Annotated in this window: 16 protein-coding genes and 1 pseudogene; 7 read left to right on the top strand and 10 right to left on the bottom strand. The window is 56.8% G+C overall.

Going from position 1 to position 17,691, the window contains the following annotated elements:
- The first annotated feature begins 298 nt into the window (after positions 1-298).
- Positions 299-682: an aspartate 1-decarboxylase autocleavage activator PanM gene (gene panM / locus ABTW00_RS01590; protein WP_433638420.1), complete on the top strand. Its 384-nt coding sequence runs from the start codon at positions 299-301 to the stop codon at positions 680-682.
- Between the two features lie 105 nt (positions 683-787).
- Here the strand turns inward: panM and livJ are convergent, their stop codons facing one another.
- The 6 genes from livJ to ftsY all read right to left on the bottom strand — a co-directional run bounded on the left by livJ (position 788) and on the right by ftsY (position 8,056).
- Entirely contained in the window at positions 788-1,891 is a 1,104-nt protein-coding gene (gene livJ / locus ABTW00_RS01585) for a branched chain amino acid ABC transporter substrate-binding protein LivJ (protein WP_100249924.1), read from the bottom strand.
- Positions 1,892-2,144: 253 nt separating this feature from the next.
- Positions 2,145-3,350 (bottom strand): 4-aminobutyrate--2-oxoglutarate transaminase, encoded by a 1,206-nt coding sequence (locus ABTW00_RS01580; RefSeq protein ID WP_433640909.1) that lies wholly within the window; start codon positions 3,348-3,350, stop codon positions 2,145-2,147.
- A gap of 334 nt (positions 3,351-3,684) precedes the next feature.
- Positions 3,685-4,539, bottom strand: coding sequence for an RNA polymerase sigma factor RpoH (gene rpoH, locus ABTW00_RS01575; RefSeq protein ID WP_064541362.1), 855 nt, complete (start codon positions 4,537-4,539; stop codon positions 3,685-3,687).
- 256 nt (positions 4,540-4,795) lie between these two features.
- Complete coding sequence (ftsX, locus tag ABTW00_RS01570; RefSeq protein WP_065356423.1) at positions 4,796-5,851, bottom strand: permease-like cell division protein FtsX; 1,056 nt, start codon at positions 5,849-5,851, stop codon at positions 4,796-4,798.
- Positions 5,844-6,512, bottom strand: a complete 669-nt coding sequence (ftsE, locus tag ABTW00_RS01565; protein WP_064541355.1) for a cell division ATP-binding protein FtsE — start codon at positions 6,510-6,512, stop codon at positions 5,844-5,846. Before ftsE ends, ftsX begins: the two co-directional genes overlap by 8 nt.
- A gap of 2 nt (positions 6,513-6,514) precedes the next feature.
- A complete protein-coding gene (gene ftsY, locus ABTW00_RS01560; protein WP_433638415.1) occupies positions 6,515-8,056 on the bottom strand; it encodes a signal recognition particle-docking protein FtsY in 1,542 nt (513 codons plus the stop codon).
- Between the two features lie 178 nt (positions 8,057-8,234).
- On the opposite strand from ftsY, the gene rsmD reads away from it, so the two are divergent.
- Both rsmD and ABTW00_RS01550 read left to right on the top strand, forming a co-directional pair.
- Positions 8,235-8,831 carry a 16S rRNA (guanine(966)-N(2))-methyltransferase gene (gene rsmD, locus ABTW00_RS01555; RefSeq protein ID WP_064541348.1) on the top strand — a complete coding sequence of 199 codons (597 nt, stop codon included), beginning with the start codon at positions 8,235-8,237 and terminating at the stop codon, positions 8,829-8,831.
- A complete protein-coding gene (locus ABTW00_RS01550; RefSeq protein WP_064541345.1) occupies positions 8,821-9,099 on the top strand; it encodes a DUF1145 family protein in 279 nt (92 codons plus the stop codon). Before rsmD ends, ABTW00_RS01550 begins: the two co-directional genes overlap by 11 nt.
- 34 nt (positions 9,100-9,133) lie before the next feature.
- Here ABTW00_RS01550 and ABTW00_RS01545 read toward each other — a convergent pair whose 3' ends face one another.
- Positions 9,134-9,493, bottom strand: a complete 360-nt coding sequence (locus ABTW00_RS01545; protein WP_064541500.1) for a DUF2500 domain-containing protein — start codon at positions 9,491-9,493, stop codon at positions 9,134-9,136.
- 141 nt (positions 9,494-9,634) lie between these two features.
- Here ABTW00_RS01545 and ABTW00_RS01540 point away from each other — a divergent pair, with 141 nt between their 5' ends.
- Both ABTW00_RS01540 and zntA read left to right on the top strand, forming a co-directional pair.
- Entirely contained in the window at positions 9,635-10,261 is a 627-nt protein-coding gene (locus ABTW00_RS01540) for a lysoplasmalogenase (RefSeq protein ID WP_433638411.1), read from the top strand.
- A gap of 78 nt (positions 10,262-10,339) precedes the next feature.
- On the top strand, positions 10,340-12,541 hold the full coding sequence (zntA, locus tag ABTW00_RS01535; protein ID WP_433638409.1) for a Zn(II)/Cd(II)/Pb(II) translocating P-type ATPase ZntA: 2,202 nt from the start codon (positions 10,340-10,342) through the stop codon (positions 12,539-12,541).
- A gap of 126 nt (positions 12,542-12,667) precedes the next feature.
- On the opposite strand, the gene ABTW00_RS01530 is transcribed toward zntA, so the two are convergent.
- Both ABTW00_RS01530 and tusA read right to left on the bottom strand, forming a co-directional pair.
- Positions 12,668-14,563, bottom strand: coding sequence for a bifunctional metallophosphatase/5'-nucleotidase (locus ABTW00_RS01530; protein WP_433638406.1), 1,896 nt, complete (start codon positions 14,561-14,563; stop codon positions 12,668-12,670).
- A 180-nt stretch (positions 14,564-14,743) separates the two neighbouring features.
- Positions 14,744-14,989, bottom strand: coding sequence for a sulfurtransferase TusA (tusA, locus tag ABTW00_RS01525; RefSeq protein ID WP_064541333.1), 246 nt, complete (start codon positions 14,987-14,989; stop codon positions 14,744-14,746).
- A 180-nt stretch (positions 14,990-15,169) separates the two neighbouring features.
- On the opposite strand from tusA, the gene ABTW00_RS01520 reads away from it, so the two are divergent.
- Together ABTW00_RS01520 and ABTW00_RS01515 are read left to right on the top strand one after the other, a co-directional pair.
- Complete coding sequence (locus ABTW00_RS01520) at positions 15,170-15,835, top strand: 7-cyano-7-deazaguanine/7-aminomethyl-7-deazaguanine transporter (RefSeq protein ID WP_065356416.1); 666 nt, start codon at positions 15,170-15,172, stop codon at positions 15,833-15,835.
- 73 nt (positions 15,836-15,908) lie between these two features.
- Positions 15,909-16,466 carry a DcrB family lipoprotein gene (locus ABTW00_RS01515; protein ID WP_065356415.1) on the top strand — a complete coding sequence of 186 codons (558 nt, stop codon included), beginning with the start codon at positions 15,909-15,911 and terminating at the stop codon, positions 16,464-16,466.
- On the opposite strand, the pseudogene ABTW00_RS01510 reads toward ABTW00_RS01515, so the two are convergent.
- A pseudogene (locus ABTW00_RS01510) lies at positions 16,459-17,690 on the bottom strand (MFS transporter). The gene ABTW00_RS01515 and the pseudogene ABTW00_RS01510 sit on opposite strands and share 8 nt — an antisense overlap.
- Between the last annotated feature and the right edge of the window lies 1 nt (position 17,691).

Below are 17,691 nucleotides of genomic sequence, written 5' to 3'. Positions count from 1 at the left end.
TAAAAACAGACTAAATTCTCTATTTTTCAGTCTATTAAGAAAAGATAATATTCTGATTTTTACCATAGATAAACAAAAAAAAGTCCGCCATACAGCATAAAATAACGGCATAAAGAGCCGAATAAAACGCTGGTTTTTAGGTTAAAACTCTGTCTATTTTTCGATCCATACTGTTTCAAGCTGCCTATGTGAATATCGAAAAACGAATCCCCTGGCTGCCAGGGCAAAAAAGAGAAAGCCTGCGGCAGAATAAATTGAGTACACTGACCGCCATTTTCGCGACTGGAGCCCACCGCCCATGAAACTGACCATCATTCGTTTAGAGACCTTTAGCGACCAGGACCGCATTTGCCTTGGCAAGATCTGGCCGGAGCGGATTCCCGCCGAATCAGCGCTCAACGACAACCATCGTTTGTACGCCGCTCGCTTTAACGAGCGCCTGCTGGCCGCCGTGCGCGTCACGCTCAGCGCAGACCAGAGCCAGTTGGACGATCTTTGCGTACGCGAAGTCACCCGCCGTCGCGGCGTGGGGCAATATCTGCTGGAAGAGGTGATGCGCGATAACCCGCTGGTTAGCCGTTGGCTGCTCAGCAAAGCGGGCGCGGAAGAGAGTCTGGAAATGGCGGCGTTTGCCAAAGCGCTGGGCTTTACGATGCAGGAACAGGGCTGGGTGCGAGGGTAGTTTGAACCACTCGGTGTAGGCCTGATAAGCGCAGCGCCATCAGGCACTGCTGCATACATTGCCGGATGGCGGCGTACGCCTTATCCGGCCTACATTGAGAGCAACTTACTTCGCGTCGGTCGCCGTACCGTTAGCGTGCCAGTTGAAGATGCCGAATTCGAAGCCTTTCAGGTCACCCTTCTCATCCCAGGACAGCGGGCCCATTACGGTATCCACGGTGCTAGCCTTGAGGAATTTGGCGATCTCAGCCGGATCGTCAGAGTGGTTCAGACCCGCCTGCAGAGACTGCAGCGCCGCGTAGGTGGTCCACACGAACGCACCGCTCGGATCCTGTTTCTTCGCCTTGATAGCATCGACGATCGGTTTGTTCGCCGGCACCTGGTCATAGTTCTTCGGCTTGGTCACCAGCAGGCCTTCAGCAGATTCGCCCGCGATGTTAGACAGCGACACGTTCGCTACCCCTTCCGGCCCCATGAACTGGGTTTTCAGGCCGGCAGCACGCGCCTGGCGCAGGATCTGCCCCATTTCCGGGTGATAGCCACCGAAGTAAACGAAGTCGATGTTCTCTTTCTTCAGACGCGCCACCAGGGTGGAGAAGTCTTTCTCACCGGCAGTGATCCCATCGAAGAAGACCACGTTAGCGCCGCCTTTTTTCAGACCGTCCTGCACCGCGCGCGCCAGGCCTTCGCCGTACTGCTGCTTATCGTGGACAATCGCGATGCGCTGCGGCTTCACTTTATCGAGAATGTATTTTGCGGCAGTTGGGCCCTGGTCAGAGTCCAGACCGGTGGTGCGCAGAATCAGCTTATAGCCGCGCGCGGTCAACTCCGGTGCCGTCGCAGCCGGGGTGATCATCAGAATGCCTTCATCTTCATAGATGTCAGACGCTGGCTGAGTTGAAGAGGAGCACAGGTGGCCGATCACGTACTTAATGCCGTCGTTGACCACTTTGTTCGCTACCGCCACCGCCTGTTTCGGGTCGCAGGCATCGTCATATTTCACGATTTCCAGCTTGTTGCCCTTAATGCCGCCTTTGGCGTTAATATCGGCCACCGCTTGCGCCGCACCGCTGAACTCCTGATCGCCATACTGCGCAACCGGACCTGACATCGCGCCAACGACAGCAACTTTAATATTTTCTGCTAATGCCATATTGCTGAATGCCAGTGCAATACATCCTGCCAGTAACGCTTTGCCCTTCATTTTCATCCTGAGGTTCCCCATTATTATGGTTATTGCAATTGTTGTGATGTTGTTGTTTAGCACATTATTCTTATTCAAGCCCTAGGCTAAGTATAAGATATTAATATTAAGGGATACTGCCCGTGCTTTTGCAGCATACTCTGCTAAAACATACCCCATTTTTATGGATTTGAAACGTTAATTTTGACGGATTTGTAACGCAAAAATGACAAAAAAAAGCCACTCATCGGAGTGGCTTAGAGTATATGGGGGATTAAATTCACTCGCTGAGTGCCCGACGAATCACATCCAGCGCCTGCTGAAACTGTTTCTCAGGAATCGTGAGCGGGTAAAGGAAGCGGATCACGTTGCCGTACACGCCGCAGCTCAGCAGAAGCACCCCTTCCGCCAGCGCGCGTTCCTGTACCAATTTGGTGAATTCCGGCGACGGCTCGCGGGTCCGCGGGTCGACAAACTCCACGGCGACCATCGACCCCAGACCGCGTACGTCGGCGATCGCCGGGCAGCGCTCGCGGGTTTTATTGAGCACCTCAATCAGATGCTGGCCCAGATGGTTAGCGCGGGTGCAGAGCGCTTCTTCTTCAATCACGTCCAGCACGGCGTGCGCTGCCGCCACCGCCAGCGGGTTACCCGCATAGGTGCCGCCCAAACCGCCGGGTGCCGGGGCATCCATCACTTCGGCGCGGCCCACTACGCCGGAGAGAGGGAAGCCACCGGCCAGACTTTTCGCCATGGTCATCAGATCCGGCTTCACGCTGTAGTGCTCCATGGCAAACAGCTTGCCGGTACGGGCAAAGCCGGTCTGCACTTCATCCGCAATCAGCAGAATGCCGTGGGTGTCGCACAGCGTACGCAGCGCCTGCATAAACTCCGGCGGCGCGACGTTAAAGCCGCCCTCGCCCTGCACCGGCTCGATAATGATCGCCGCCACCTGATCCGGAGCGATGTCAGCTTTAAAAATATGGTTCAGGCTTTTGAGCGCCATGTCCGTGGTCACGCCGTGCGCGGCGTTCGGGAACGTGGCGTGGTAAACCGACCCCGGGAACGGCCCAAAGCCGATTTTGTACGGTGCCACTTTGCCCGTCAGCGCCATGGTCATAAAAGTACGCCCATGGAAGCCGCCGCCAAAGGTAATCAGCCCCGGACGTTTGGTATAGGCGCGGGCAATCTTCACCGCGTTTTCAATCGCTTCGGCCCCGGTGCTGAAGAACGCCGTTTTGGCATTGCCGGCAATCGGCGCCACGGCATTGATACGTTCTGCTAATGATACATAGCTTTCATAGGGAACAATCTGGTAGGCGGTATGGGTAAAGGCCTGAAGCTGGCTCTCTACCGCCGCAATCACCTGCGGGTGGCGGTGACCGGTGTTGAGCACCGCGATCCCGGCGGCGAAATCAATATATTCATTGCCTTCAATATCCCACAGCGTAGCGTTCTCCGCGCGTTCCGCGTAGAAACCGCACATCACGCCGACGCCGCGCGGCGTCGCCTGTAAACGCCGATGATTCAGTGACTCGTTACTCACGGTAAACCCCCTGCCATTAAAAGACGGAAAAATACGTAGCGCTTATTTAGTCTTTGCCATCGGCTTCATTCGCGCCAGCGGTAAAAGGGAAATAAACAGAGGAAAGCGTGATGACGGTGGGATTATCGGAGAGACGAAACCGTAGGCCCGATAAGCGTAGCGCCATCGGGCAGATCGGCGCAGATTGCCGGCTGGCGGCTAAGCTTTATCCGGCCTACAAAAACAAAAACCCCCGAATTCACATTCGAGGGTTCATTGGGCACGCGGCTAAAAATCAGGCTTCGATAGCCGCACGCAGTTTTTTCATCGCGTTCTTTTCAAGCTGACGTACACGTTCGGCAGAAACGCCGTAACGGTCGGCCAGTTCTTGCAGCGTAGACTTGTTGTCTTCGTCCAGCCAGCGGGCGCGGATGATGTCCTGGCTACGTTCGTCCAGGCCCTGCATCGCGTCGGTCAGCTTGTTGGCCGCCTGCTCTTCCCAGTTGTCGTCTTCGATGCCGTCGGCAAAGTTGGACGATTTATCCTGCAGATAGAGCACCGGAGCAACGGAGTGGCTTTCAGACTCGTCGTCCGAAGACATATCAAACGCCATGTCCTGCGCCGCCATACGCGACTCCATCTCACGCACGTCTTTGCTGGAGACGCCCAGCTCGCGAGCCACCATTTCCACTTCATCCTGATTGAACCAGCCCAGACGCTGCTTGGTTTTACGCAGGTTGAAGAACAGCTTACGCTGTGCTTTGGTGGTCGCCACTTTGACGATACGCCAGTTACGCAGTACATATTCGTGGATTTCCGCTTTGATCCAGTGCACCGCAAAGGAGACCAGACGAACGCCCACTTCCGGGTTAAAACGGCGCACCGCTTTCATCAGGCCGATGTTACCTTCCTGAATCAGGTCCGCCTGCGGCAGGCCATAGCCCGAGTAGTTACGAGCAATATGAACAACAAAGCGCAGGTGAGACAGGATCAGCGTTTTAGCTGCTTCCAGATCGCCCTGGTAATGCAGCCGTTCAGCAAGCGCCTTTTCTTCATCAGCCGTCAACATCGGCCATGCGTTCGCAGCCCGGATATAAGATTCCAGGTTACCAACAGGGGCTAACGCTAAATTTTGCATTTCTTTGGTCATTCAAATCCTCTCAATTCACTTCATACTGGCGGAGGCTTGTCCCTGAAGGCAACAAACATGCCAGGCTCTATGAGCAACGAGAATATCATCCGCTCTTTTATCAGACAGTGAGTTTATCCACAAGTTCCATGCAACAGTGTGAATAAATTACGCACAAAATGTGACACGCGATAGTTGCGAGGGCAGAAAGATGGGGTTGAAAACACATCCCCTGCGAACGGAAGTCGTCGCAGGGGAAGAGTATAACAGAACTTTTTTAGTCGGGGGTAAAGTGACGTAAATGTTGTACCGTGGCAAGCCAGGCTGCCACCCAACCAATCATCGAGCACAGCAGCAGCAGCAACAGGCACTCGTCAAACGACAGGCCGCTCAGCTCGAACTGGGTGCCGAAAACCCGCGCCACTTCGGTGACCGCCGATGACAGACGCATCACCAGAATCTCCGACAGGATCAGCGACAGAAACGCGCCGGCAAAGCCCAGCAGCGCCCCGCCGTACAGGAACGGGCGCAGGATAAAACCGTCGGTCGCGCCAATCAGCTTCTGCACGTTGATGGTATCGCGACGCGCAAAAATGCTCAGACGTACGCTGTTACCGATGACGAGGAATACCGCCGCCACCATCAGCACGCCAATCATTGCCGCCACGCGTCCCACCAGCCCGGTAATCGAAGCCAGACGGGCAAACCAGCTGTCGTCCATTCGCACTTCGTTAACGCCCTGAATCTGCGCCACGCGGTCGCGTAGCGTGTTCAGCGCGTCGGTGGTCTGGAAGTCGATTTTCGGAATCACCACCGCCACGGCGGGCAGCGGGTTCTCTTCCAGCATATCCAGCGCGCCGCCAAAGCCCGACCAGTTGCGGAATTCGCCCAGCGCTTCATCGCGGGAAAGGTAGTTCACCTTATCGACGCCCTGCTCGGCCTGAAGTTGGCCCACCACCTTCGCGGCCGCATCGTCATCCAGCGTTTTTTCCAGATAGACGGTGATCTGCGGCGACGGGTAGTACTGCGACGCCGCCGTATTGACGTTCTTGTACACCATGTAGCAGACGCTCGGCAGCGTCAGGGAGATAGCAATCACCATCACCGTCAGGAAGGTGGCGAACGGTTTGCTTTTCAGATCCTGCAGCGCCCCCTGCCACGCATAGCGCACCTGTTCGTTGAAAACGTTGGTTTTGCGTGAATTCGGCTTTGGCGCAGGCTTCGGCCGTTTCGGCGCGTTGCGGTTATCACCGCCTTTACCAACGGATTGGCGAATCCTGTCCAGCCGCCCGCCAAACTGGCGAATCTGGTTGATGGCATCGCGCTTATTCATTCATCAGGCCTCCATGCAAGTGGCCGTCGCTCAGCGTCAGCATGCGATAGGAACGACTGGAGATCAGCCCAATATCGTGCGTCGCCATCAGGACGGTCACCCCAACGCGGTTAAACTCTTCGAACAGTCGCAGAATGCCTTCCGACAGCGCATTATCCAGGTTCCCCGTCGGTTCATCCGCCAGCAGTACCGCAGGCTTGTTCACCACCGCACGGGCGATACCGACACGCTGCTGTTCACCGCCGGAGAGCTGAATCGGGAAGTTTTTCGCCTTATCCAGCAGCCCCACTTTATCCAGCGCCGCCGACACGCGACGGCGGATATCGTCCGCGCTCGCGCCGGCAATAATCAGTGGGATCGCCACATTATCGAAAACGGTGCGGTCCATCAGCAGATGGTGATCCTGGAAAATCATACCGATCTGGCGACGCAGGAACGGCACCTCACGGTTCTTCAGGCGGCTGATGTCGTGGCCGCCGAAGAAGATTTTCCCGGCGCTTGGCCGTTCAATCCCACAGATAAGCTTCAGCAGGGTACTTTTACCCGCGCCGGAGTGGCCGGTCAGAAATGCCATCTCGCCCGGCTGCAGGTGGAAAGTGACGCCCTGCAGCGCTTGTCTCCCGCCGAGATAGGCTTTGCTGACGTGTTCAAAGCGAATCATTGTTAGTCCTCTCGGGCAAAAAGTGCCTCAATAAAATCGCCCGCTTTAAACGGACGTAAGTCCTCTATACGCTCGCCGACGCCGATATAACGAATCGGAATGCCGAACTGATCCGCCACGGAGAATATCACCCCGCCTTTGGCGGTACCGTCGAGTTTAGTCAACGTAATGCCGGTCAGGCCGACCGCTTCATGGAACAGTTTGGCCTGGCTGATGGCGTTCTGCCCGGTGCTGGCGTCAATGGTCAGCATCACTTCGTGCGGCGCATCAACGTCAAGCTTTTTCATCACGCGGACAATTTTCTTCAGCTCTTCCATCAGGTGCGATTTGTTCTGCAAACGCCCGGCGGTGTCGGCAATCAGTACGTCGACGTTACGCGCCTTCGCCGCCTGAATGGCATCGAAAATGACCGAGGCAGAATCTGCGCCGGTGTGCTGCGCAATCACCGGAATGTTGTTGCGCTGGCCCCACACCTGGAGCTGCTCAACCGCCGCCGCGCGGAAGGTATCGCCCGCCGCCAGCATCACGCTTTTCCCCTGCTGTTCGAACTGACGCGCCAGCTTACCAATGGTGGTGGTTTTACCCACGCCGTTGACGCCGACCATCAAAATAACGAATGGCGTTTTGCCTTCAATATTAAGCGGTTCATCCACTTTTGCGAGAATTTCACCCATTTCATCTTTCAGCAGACCGTACAGCGCTTCCGCGTCGCGCAGCTGTTTACGGCTGGCGGTATCGGTCAAGCTGCTGATGATCTTACGGGTGGTTTCCACACCGACGTCGGCAATCAGCAGCTGTTCTTCCAGCTCTTCAAACAGATCGTCGTCGATTTTCTTGCCGCGGAACAGACTGATAAATCCGGAACCGAGATTTTCTTTCGTTTTCAGCAGGCTGCGCTTAAGGCGCGCGAAGAAGCCTTCTTTGGTCGGCTTTTCCTGCTCCTGCTGAGCGTCGTCGGCAGGCACATCTTCCGCCGCCGCCTCTTCTTCGACGATCTCGTTTTCAGACGGCGTTGCCAGCGCCTGCGCTTCCAGCTCTTCGTCGGTCAGCTCAGGTTCACTCGCGTCGTCCTGCTCCGGGAGGGTCTCCTCGACCACCTCGGGTTGAACCTCGTCGATCACTTCCGGCTGTACTTCAACAACCGGCTCGATTTCCTCAACCACTTCCGGCTCTGCTTCAACAACCGGCTCGATTTCTTCGACCGCTTCTGGTTGTTCTGCAACAACCGGCTCAATTTCTTCGACCGCTTCCGGCTGTGCTTCAGCAACCGGTTCGATTTCCTCAACCGCTTCCGGCTGTTCTTTTTCGCTTTCCGCAACCTGCTCGGTCACTTCCACGACTTCAGCCGCAAACGCTTCACTCTCGGCAATCGTATGCACGTCTTCTACGACCGGGGTCTCTTGCGCGACGATTTCCGGTTCAACAGCAGGCGTTTCCTCTACCGGCTGAGACTCAATTTTTTCTTCTGATTCAACAACCTGATCCTGTTCTTTCTGCCCAAAGCCCAGCCAGGAAAAAAAGCCACGTTTTTTTTCTTTTGCCATTTGCAACCACACTCCCCGCTGTTTTTGATGGCGCCACTTCGCCATAATCGACGCGAAGGCTAAAATAATGATGAAATTAGTCGCTTAGTCTATCACTTAACTTCCCTGGCTTCACCGCTTTCACCCGGCAGAGCAGATCGCTAGAATAGCAGGCCGAAAGAGCGACCAGAGCAAGCAAATGAAAAAACCAACTTCCGGCGGCAGTGGCCAGATCCGCATTATTGGCGGGCAATGGCGCGGCCGTAAACTCCCTGTTCCTGATAGTCCGGGACTGCGCCCCACCACCGACCGGGTGCGCGAAACCTTATTCAACTGGCTGGCGCCGTCGATGGTCGACGCCCGTTGCCTGGACTGCTTTGCCGGCAGCGGCGCGCTGGGGCTGGAAGCACTCTCTCGCTACGCGGGTAGCGCCACGCTGCTTGAGATGGAGCGTCAGGTCGCCCAGCAGTTGCAAAAGAACCTCGCCACGCTAAAGGCGACGCACGGAAAAGTGGTGAATACGAATACCCTCGCATTCCTCAACCAGACCGGTACGCCGCACGATATTGTGTTTGTCGATCCGCCGTTTCGTAAGGGATTACTGGAAGAGACGTTACACTTACTGGAGAGCAATGGCTGGCTGGCTAATGACGCGTTAATCTACGTCGAAAGCGAAGTCGAAAACGGCCTGCCGCCGGTACCCGCAAGTTGGGATCTGCATCGGGAAAAAATCGCCGGTCAGGTGGCTTATCGTCTCTACCAACGTGAAGTACAGGGAGAAAAGGATGCTGATTAATCTGGGTCGCTTGTTGATGCTGTGCGTGTGGGCATTTCTGCTATTGAACCTGTTCCACCCGTTCCCGCGTCCGCTGAATATTTTCGTCAACGTCGCGCTGATCTTCATGGTGCTGATGCACGGTATGCAGATGGCGTTGCTGAAATCCACGCTGCCGAAAGACGGCCCGCAGATGACGCGCGGCGAACAAATTCGCATCTTCCTGTTTGGCGTGTTTGAACTGCTGGTGTGGCAGAAAAAAATTGGCGCTAGCCTGAAGAAAAAGTAACGACAGCCGGCCTGGTCATGCACCAGGCCGCGTTTTACTGGTCTGCCTTAAACTCAACGAAACGCGAGCCTTTGTAGCTCAGCGTGCCTTTGTCGCCCACCGTCAACTGATGATACTGCGCCGCCTCGACGCGGAAGCTCACCTCCAGCCCGCCCTGCTCCGGCTTAAAGCTCACGTCATAGCGCATCTCGCTGCCCGCGGGCGTCACCGTCTGCTGACGTGAACGACGGTCATTCAGTACCTTCTCGCGCTTATTGCTCACCACCACCCGCTTTTGCATCAGCGGCGCGGCGTCGTTGTCCATCTTCTCGCGTCGCTGCTGCACGTAGCGAAACGAGGCGGCTACCACGATGACGGCCACCACCACGATGAAAAAAAGAGGCATTTTGCTCATTTCAGTTTCTCTTAAGAATTTACGCAAATCATAGTAAAGGGCGCGGTCAGCCATTGTCATCTGGTCATCCACACTACTACACTGGACATTCAAGACTGGCTACACAGTACCCATTAATGATAACAGATACAGGGACTTAATATGCTTTGGTCGTTCATCGCCGTATTCTTCTCCGGCTGGCTCTATGTAGATGCCGCCTACCGTGGCCCCACCTGGCAACGCTGGGTGTTTAAACCTATCACGCTCATTTTACTCCTGTTTCTTGCCTGGCAGGCGCCGATGTTTAACGCCATCAGCTACCTGGTGCTTGCAGGCCTGTGCGCCGCGCTGGCGGGCGATGCGTTAACCCAGCTACCGCGCCAGCGCATGCTGTACGCCGTGGGGGCGTTTTTCCTCTCGCATCTGCTGTATACCATCTGGTTTACGAGCCAGCTCACCTTCACCTTCTTCTGGCCGCTGCCGGTCGTGCTGCTGGTGATTGGCGCGCTGTGGGTGGCGGTTATCTGGACGCGGTTGGAGGAGATGCGCCTGCCGGTACTGGCCTTTATCGGTATGACGCTGGTGATGGTGTGGGTCGCGGGCGAGCAATGGTTCCTGCGGCCAACCGATACCGCAATGTCCGGCTTCTTCGGCGCGGCGCTGCTGCTTATCGGCAATATGGTCTGGCTGGTGAGTCACTATCGCCGCCGCTTCCGCGCCGATACGGCGATTTACGCCGCCTGCTACTTTGCCGGACACTTCTTTATCGTTCGCGCACTTTATCTGTAATTTCCTGCTTGACTCTGGAGTCGACTCCAGAGTGTATGCTGCGCTTAATGAGACAACGATCATTAACCGGAGGATACAATGTCGACTCCAGAGACGCAGGGCAAAAAAGCCCCACAGTTCTCCTCATTTAAACTTGCCCCCGCGCCACAGCCGCAGGAAGACTGCTGCTGCGACAGCCAGTGCGCAACCGCTGAAGCCGTGCCAGAAAGCACGCTGGACGCACGCTATAGCTGGGTGGTCAACGGCATGGACTGCGCCGCCTGTGCCCGTAAAGTAGAGACAGCCGCAAGCCAGGTCGCCGGGGTGAAACAGGCAAAAGTGCTGTTTGCCACCGAAAAACTGCTGGTCGAGGCCGATGAAGATATCCGTGCACAGGTGGAAAAAGCAGTCGCTGCCGCAGGCTATACGCTGCGCAGCGAAGATGAGCCACAGCCCGAGGCTCAGGGATCCCGCCTGAAGGAAAACCTGCCGCTGATTGCGCTGGTCGTGATGATGGCGATCAGCTGGGGGCTGGAGCAGTTCAATCACCCCTTCGGTAATCTCGCGTTTATCGCCACCACGTTGGTTGGGCTATACCCTATCGCCCGCCAGGCGCTGCGCCTGATGAAAAGCGGCAGCTGGTTCGCGATTGAAACGCTGATGAGCGTCGCAGCCATCGGTGCGCTGTTTATCGGCGCAACGGCGGAAGCCGCGATGGTGCTGCTGCTGTTTTTAATCGGTGAACGGCTGGAAGGTTGGGCGGCGAACCGTGCTCGTCAGGGCGTGAGCGCGCTGATGGCGCTGAAGCCGGACACCGCCGTGCGCGTGCGCGATGGCCAGCGTGAAACCGTGGCGCAGAAAGATTTGCAGCCCGGCGACGTGATTGAAGTGGCTGCCGGTGGTCGTCTGCCGGCTGACGGCAAGCTGATCACCCCCTTCGCCAGCTTTGACGAAAGCGCATTAACCGGGGAGTCGATTCCCGTTGAACGCAGCGCCGGAGAGAGCGTTCCGGCTGGCGCCACCAGCGCCGACCGTCTGGTACAGCTGAGCGTCATCTCAAAACCGGGCGACAGCGCCATTGACCGCATCCTGCGCCTGATTGAAGAGGCAGAAGAGCGTCGCGCGCCGATCGAGCGCTTTATCGACCGCTTCAGCCGTATCTATACCCCGGTGATTATGGCGATTGCGCTATTGGTCACGCTGGTGCCGCCGCTGCTGTTCTCCGCCTCGTGGGAGGAGTGGATCTACAAAGGGCTGACCCTGCTGCTGATTGGCTGCCCGTGCGCGCTGGTGATATCCACCCCGGCGGCGATTACCTCTGGCCTCGCCACCGCCGCGCGCCATGGGGCGCTGATTAAGGGCGGCGCGGCGCTGGAACAGCTTGGTCTGATTCGCCAGATGGCGTTTGATAAAACCGGCACGCTGACCCTCGGCAAACCGCAGGTGACGCGCATTATTACCACCACTGAACTGAACGAAGATGCACTGTTGGCACTCGCGGCATCCGTTGAGCAAGGCTCCACGCATCCGCTAGCACAGGCGGTAGTACGTGAGGCGCAACAGCGGAATTTGGCCATCCCGCAGGCTAAAGCGCAGCGAGCACGGGTCGGTTCAGGTATTGAAGCGGAGGTCGATGGTCAGCGCATCGTTATCTGCGCCGCAGGGAAATTCCCGGCCGAAGCCTATCAGACACAGATTCAGCAGTTAGAAAACGAAGGTAACACCGTTGTACTGGTCACCCGCGACGACACGCTGCTGGGCATTCTGGCGCTGCGCGATACGGTACGCAAAGAGGCTCGCGAGGCGATAGATGGCTTGCGCGAACTGGGCATTGAGGGCGTCATTCTGACCGGCGATAACCCACGCGCCGCGAAGGCAATTGCCGATGAGCTGGGCATGACTTACCGCGCTAACCTGCTACCTGCCGATAAGGTGAAAGAGGTCACCACGCTGAACGCTCAGGGTCCGCTAGCGATGGTTGGCGATGGCATCAACGATGCACCGGCAATGAAGGCGGCGGCAATGGGGATTGCGATGGGCAGCGGGACCGACGTGGCGCTGGAAACCGCCGACGCCGCGCTCACCCACAACCGTCTGACCGGACTGGTGCAGATGATTCGCCTGGCGCGCGCCACCCACGCCAACGTGCGGCAGAATATCGCCATTGCGCTGGGACTGAAGGGGATTTTCCTCGTCACCACCCTGCTGGGCATGACCGGGCTGTGGCTGGCAGTGCTGGCGGATACCGGGGCGACGGTGCTGGTGACGCTGAACGCGCTGCGGCTGCTGCGCAGGAAATAGGCGCACTGCCCTTGGTGCCGGGTGGCGGCTGCGCCTTACCCGGCCTACGGGTTACATACCCCGTAGGCCTGATAAGCGTAGCGCCATCAGGCGGTTCGGCGCAAAGTGCCGGGGCATTCTGAACGCTTACTCGTTGATCGCCTCAAGAATCACCAGCTGGTCGCTCACGAATTTCTTCGCTGCCGGTGAGCTTGCCGCCGCAAGCTCCGCCTGCAAGGCCGACTGCTTTTGCTTCTTCGCCTGTGGGTCGTTAAACAGCAGCCCCTTCACATTGAACGACGCCACGTTGCTATAGCGCCCATCGTCGCTCATCGGTACGCTGATTTTGCCGTCATTCAGCAGCTTTTCGACGATCTTACGTTCACGATCGTAGCCTTCCAGCCCAACCAGCTGCCAGCGCTGTACCGCCTGCCCCTGGTACCGGCCTTTTTTCACCTCCGTCAGGTAGCGGATCGTCAGATTGCGAATAGTGCCCGCCTCTTCGCCATATTCCGCCTTGCTATCCGACAGCACCGGGAACTGCATGCCTTCCAGCGCGCCGCCTTTTTGCGTCAGGTGACCCATGCGGTAGCTGTTCATTCCGAGACGAATCGGCGTGCTGTCCGTCACCGGCGTACCATCAGCCATTTGCAAATCGCGAATACGCTGCCCGACAGGCTGGCGCAGGTCAATCTTGTAGGTCACACCGTCGAAGAAGTCGTTGGTGGAATATTTGGACGCCCGACGCTGCGGGTTAAAGCTGTAGGTGACGTCACCATCATGCAGCTGATTGAAATAGCCCGCCGACCACTCCATGTACTTTTTCAGCTCTTTGCCGGTCAGCTGATACACGGTAATTTCGCCGCCCGCATACTGATAGTTAAAGGCGATATCTTTTGCCGTAATGGTGCCCACATTCAGTTTGGGGCGGTCGTTATCAATTTGCAGCGCAATCACCTGCGCCTTCGGCGCATAGTGGCGGCTGGCTTCCTGATACAGCTTGCTGATGCCGGTATCCTGAATATGGACCTGCGGAATGCCTTTCACCGCATCCGGCGGCACCAGATCCTGACCAGTCAGTTGCGCAATCGGCCGATTGGCGTTGGCGCGCAGAATTTTGTGGTACGGCTGATAGACCTCTTCCAGCGCCTTGTCTGACGCCATACCTTTGATAGAGTAGGTATAACTGTCTTTGTTGATCAGCACATACTTGCCGTTGTGCTGTTCAAACTGCAGGTCGATACGCGACAAGGCGCGGCCATATTTGTCCGGTTCCGTCACGATAACGCCATTAATAATCTCTTTATCCACCTTCACATGCATGTGCCCGGCGACGATGGCCGCCAGCTCAGGGTTGGCGCGCGCAATATCCCCAACGCCGGTTCCCGGCCGCTGGTTCTCGTTATCGATCCCCATGTGCGCCACCAGCACGATGGCATCCACCTCGCCCTGAATCTGCTGGATGGTTTGCTTCACCGCCTGAACCGGATCGGTAAAATTCAGCCCTTTGACGCGATCGGTGCCTTTGGCAAATTCCGCGGTCATCGGCGTATCCATGCCGATAATGCCGATTTTCACCCCCTGACGCTCAATGATTTTATACGCGGGCAGATAAGGTTTACCGCTGTCCCACAGAATATTCCCTGCCAGCGCCGAGCCTTTAAACTGGTTGAGTGAGGTTGACAGCGACGTCAGGCCGAAGTCGAACTCATGGTTGCCCATTACCCAGACGTCATAGTCCAGGGCGTTAAAACCGAGGATCATCGGGCTGGTTTTGTCGTTTTTGAAGGTTTCGACAAAGTTGCCCTGAATGGTGTCGCCCGCGTCGACCAGGATAACGTTCGGCTGCTGGCTGCGCACTTCGCGCACCTGCGTCGCAATCTGGCTCAGGCTGCCCGCCAGATTTTCAGTATCCGTCGAGTAATCCCAGGGAACGAAGGTGCCGTGGAGATCGGAGGTGCCCAGAATCGTGATATTGACCGGTTCAGCCATTGCCGTAGAGGTACCTAAACAAAGCAGAAGTGCTAAGAGTGATTTTTTCATTGTTATTTGCGGTGCCGGATGGGAAATGAGGGGAAATTATGCGATTTACATCAATAATTTGGCCAGAGGCTTTACAGGGTAAACAATAAAACTGAGAGGCAGTTCAAGGTTAGGCAGGCTAGCGGGAGGGGAAATGGCGGCCACGGTTTGAAAAAAGTCCGGGTATGGCCGCCTTCGCGATTAATGGCTCTTGCGCAGCAAATACCGATACGGCAGCGACGCGGTCTGCTGGGCAATCAGCTCATGCTCCATAAAACGGCAAAAGCCGGGAATATCGCGCGTGGTGGCGGGATCGTCGGCGATAATCAGCAACGTTTCACCGACCGGCATCGTGCGTACGGTTTTACGCACCATCATTACCGGCTCCGGGCAGCGCAGCCCTTGCGCGTCTAAGGTATGGTCGGGGCTGGAGAACAAATCGGTCATTATCATCTCGTCATCATAAAAATCGCGCCTAGTTTACGCCGACGGCGCGACGACGCAACCAGGTTAACGATTGCGCGAAAAACAACCATTGCAATGACGCACGAAAGCAGTATCATTCCGCCCCTGCAATAGGTTTGCAGATTATTGGGTTCCCTCACCCCACCGCTAAAAAGGTACAATATGACTCCCTTTACCTCCATACAGCGCCGTCATGCGCTGGTTTGGCTATCGCTATTCCATCTGCTGGTGATCACCTCCAGCAACTATCTGGTGCAGCTGCCGGTAACGATTTTCGGCTTCCACACCACCTGGGGCGCGTTTAGCTTTCCGTTTATCTTCCTCGCGACCGATCTCACCGTGCGTATTTTTGGCGCACCGCTGGCTCGACGTATTGTCTTTGCGGTGATGATCCCCGCGTTGATGATTTCCTACGTGATTTCGTCGCTGTTTTACATGGGCCAATGGCAGGGCTTTGGCGCGCTGGCGCACTTTAACCTGTTCGTCGCCCGTATCGCCGCCGCGAGCTTTATGGCCTATGCGCTGGGGCAGATCCTCGACGTTCACGTGTTCAACCGCCTGCGTCAGAACCGTCGCTGGTGGCTTGCGCCGACGGCTTCCACGCTGTTCGGCAACATCAGCGACACGCTGGCGTTCTTCTTCATTGCGTTCTGGCGCAGCACCGACCCGTTTATGGCCGACCACTGGGTGGAAATCGCCCTCGTCGACTACAGCTTTAAAGTGCTTATCAGCATTATTTTCTTCCTGCCGATGTACGGCGTACTGCTGAATATGCTATTGAAAAGGCTGGCAGATAAATCTGATTTGTCAGCAATGCAGCCAGGTTAAAGGTTCATTTGACGGGTTGTGTTAAGATAAGCGGATGAGCCGTTTATGGCTATTTAGCGAAAGGAAGAAGTCAATGCGCAAATTGGTGAAATATGTTGGTATTGGCCTGCTGGTGATGGGGCTTGCCGCCTGCGACAACAGCGATACCAGCACTCCGGCACAGGGTTCGGCAGCCGCCAGCGATGCTGCGGGTCAGTCGATTAACCTGCTGGACGGCAAGCTGAGCTTCACGCTGCCTGCCGGGATGACCGACCAGAGCGGTAAACTGGGCACCCAGAGCAACAATATGCACGTCTACTCGGATGCCACCGGTCAGAAAGCGATCATTGTTATCGTTGGCGATAGCACCAATGAAGAGCTCTCCGTACTGGCGAATCGTCTGGAAGAGCAGCAGCGTAGCCGCGACCCGCAGCTACAGGTGGTGACCAACAAATCCATCGAGATGAAAGGCCACACGCTGCAGCAGCTTGATAGCATCATCTCTGCCAAAGGGCAGACGGCTTACTCCTCCGTGGTGCTGGGCAAAATCGACAACAAACTGCTGACCCTGCAGGTGACGCTGCCAGCAGACAACCAGCAACAGGCGCAGGCTGACGCTGAGAAAATCATTAATACGCTGGTCATCAACTAATTTCGCTTGATGATCTCACGGCCTCTGGCGTACTCACGCGAGAGGCCGTTTTTTTAGCCGCCAGCCGAGCAGCAGCGCTATCGCCACCAGCCCCGCCGCCGCCAGATAGATGGTCGACACGCCCATCCATGCCATCATCAGCCCGGCCAGCGGCCCGGTGATGCCCAACGATAAATCCATAAATACGGTATAGGTCGCCAGCGCCGATCCCTGATTTTGCTGCGGCACGGCTTTCACCGCCACCACGCCCAGCGCCGGGAACACCAGCGAAAAGCCCGCGCCCGCCAGGAAGGTGCCTACCTTCGCCATCATTGGCGTCATCGCAATACCCACCAGCAGTAGCCCCATCACCTCAACGGCAAAACAGATCATCGCGACATTCAGGCCGCCCAGACGGTTAATACCGTTGGGGAATAACAGGCGGGTACCCACAAAAGCACAGCTGAACAACGTAAGCGCAAACGCTGCACCATCCCAACCTTTGGCGTCATAAAACAGGGTGATGAAGGTGGCAATCACGCCAAATCCTGCGGAGGCCAGCGCCAACGCCATACCGTAGGGCCAGACGCGCCCGAGTACCGCCCGAAAGGACATCGGTTTGCCCTTTTTCGCTTTAACTTCATCGCGAGGCAGCGCCGCCAGAATCGCCACGGCGGCCACGGCCATAATCGCCAGCGCCAGCCCCTGCAGGCCAATATAGCGATAGCACAGCACGCCCAGCGGCGCGCCCATCGCCATCGCGCCGTAGGTGACGATACCGTTCCAGGAGATCACCCGGCCAATATGCGGCGACCCGACGACGCCAACGCCCCACAGCGTCGACCCGGTACCGGCAAAGCTCTGCCCGATACCGAGGATCACGCGCCCCAGACACAGCAACGCCAGGCTTATCAACGGCCAGCCACCGCCAAACGCCGCCAGCAAATAGCTCAACCCACTCAGGAAGCAGCCGCAAAGGCCAAAGACAACGATTTTTTTCGGCCCGAGCTGGTCGGCATAACGCCCGGCGTGAGGGCGACTCAGCAAGGTGGCGAAGTATTGCAGGCTGATAACCAGACCGGCCCAGAAGGCGCTAAACCCCATCACATCATGAACATAACCGGGCAGCACCGCCAGCGGCAGGCCAATGGTGAGATAGCTGGCGAAATTGAAAATCACGACGGAGACAATACGCAAATTGAGGCGCAGGCCGCTAAGCTGCGCCTCGGCGTCGGCCGCAGGCATA

Origin of the sequence: Kluyvera georgiana (genome assembly GCF_050990895.1) — a bacterium.
Classification (GTDB): domain Bacteria; phylum Pseudomonadota; class Gammaproteobacteria; order Enterobacterales; family Enterobacteriaceae; genus Kluyvera; species Kluyvera georgiana.
The sequence above is the reverse complement of the archived record's forward strand: the minus strand, read 5'-3'. Positions and strand labels throughout refer to the sequence as shown.

Excerpts from the sequence above, each read along its gene's own strand:
- panM (WP_433638420.1), top strand. The coding sequence starts at position 299 with ATGAAACTGACCATCATTCGTTTAGAGACCTTTAGCGACCAGGACCGC.
- livJ (WP_100249924.1), bottom strand. The coding sequence starts at position 1,891 with ATGAAAATGAAGGGCAAAGCGTTACTGGCAGGATGTATTGCACTGGCA.
- ABTW00_RS01580 (WP_433640909.1), bottom strand. The coding sequence starts at position 3,350 with ATGTGCGGTTTCTACGCGGAACGCGCGGAGAACGCTACGCTGTGGGAT.
- rpoH (WP_064541362.1), bottom strand. The coding sequence starts at position 4,539 with ATGACCAAAGAAATGCAAAATTTAGCGTTAGCCCCTGTTGGTAACCTG.
- ftsX (WP_065356423.1), bottom strand. The coding sequence starts at position 5,851 with ATGAATAAGCGCGATGCCATCAACCAGATTCGCCAGTTTGGCGGGCGG.
- ftsE (WP_064541355.1), bottom strand. The coding sequence starts at position 6,512 with ATGATTCGCTTTGAACACGTCAGCAAAGCCTATCTCGGCGGGAGACAA.
- ftsY (WP_433638415.1), bottom strand. The coding sequence starts at position 8,056 with ATGGCAAAAGAAAAAAAACGTGGCTTTTTTTCCTGGCTGGGCTTTGGG.
- rsmD (WP_064541348.1), top strand. The coding sequence starts at position 8,235 with ATGAAAAAACCAACTTCCGGCGGCAGTGGCCAGATCCGCATTATTGGC.
- ABTW00_RS01550 (WP_064541345.1), top strand. The coding sequence starts at position 8,821 with ATGCTGATTAATCTGGGTCGCTTGTTGATGCTGTGCGTGTGGGCATTT.
- ABTW00_RS01545 (WP_064541500.1), bottom strand. The coding sequence starts at position 9,493 with ATGAGCAAAATGCCTCTTTTTTTCATCGTGGTGGTGGCCGTCATCGTG.
- ABTW00_RS01540 (WP_433638411.1), top strand. The coding sequence starts at position 9,635 with ATGCTTTGGTCGTTCATCGCCGTATTCTTCTCCGGCTGGCTCTATGTA.
- zntA (WP_433638409.1), top strand. The coding sequence starts at position 10,340 with ATGTCGACTCCAGAGACGCAGGGCAAAAAAGCCCCACAGTTCTCCTCA.
- ABTW00_RS01530 (WP_433638406.1), bottom strand. The coding sequence starts at position 14,563 with ATGAAAAAATCACTCTTAGCACTTCTGCTTTGTTTAGGTACCTCTACG.
- tusA (WP_064541333.1), bottom strand. The coding sequence starts at position 14,989 with ATGACCGATTTGTTCTCCAGCCCCGACCATACCTTAGACGCGCAAGGG.
- ABTW00_RS01520 (WP_065356416.1), top strand. The coding sequence starts at position 15,170 with ATGACTCCCTTTACCTCCATACAGCGCCGTCATGCGCTGGTTTGGCTA.
- ABTW00_RS01515 (WP_065356415.1), top strand. The coding sequence starts at position 15,909 with ATGCGCAAATTGGTGAAATATGTTGGTATTGGCCTGCTGGTGATGGGG.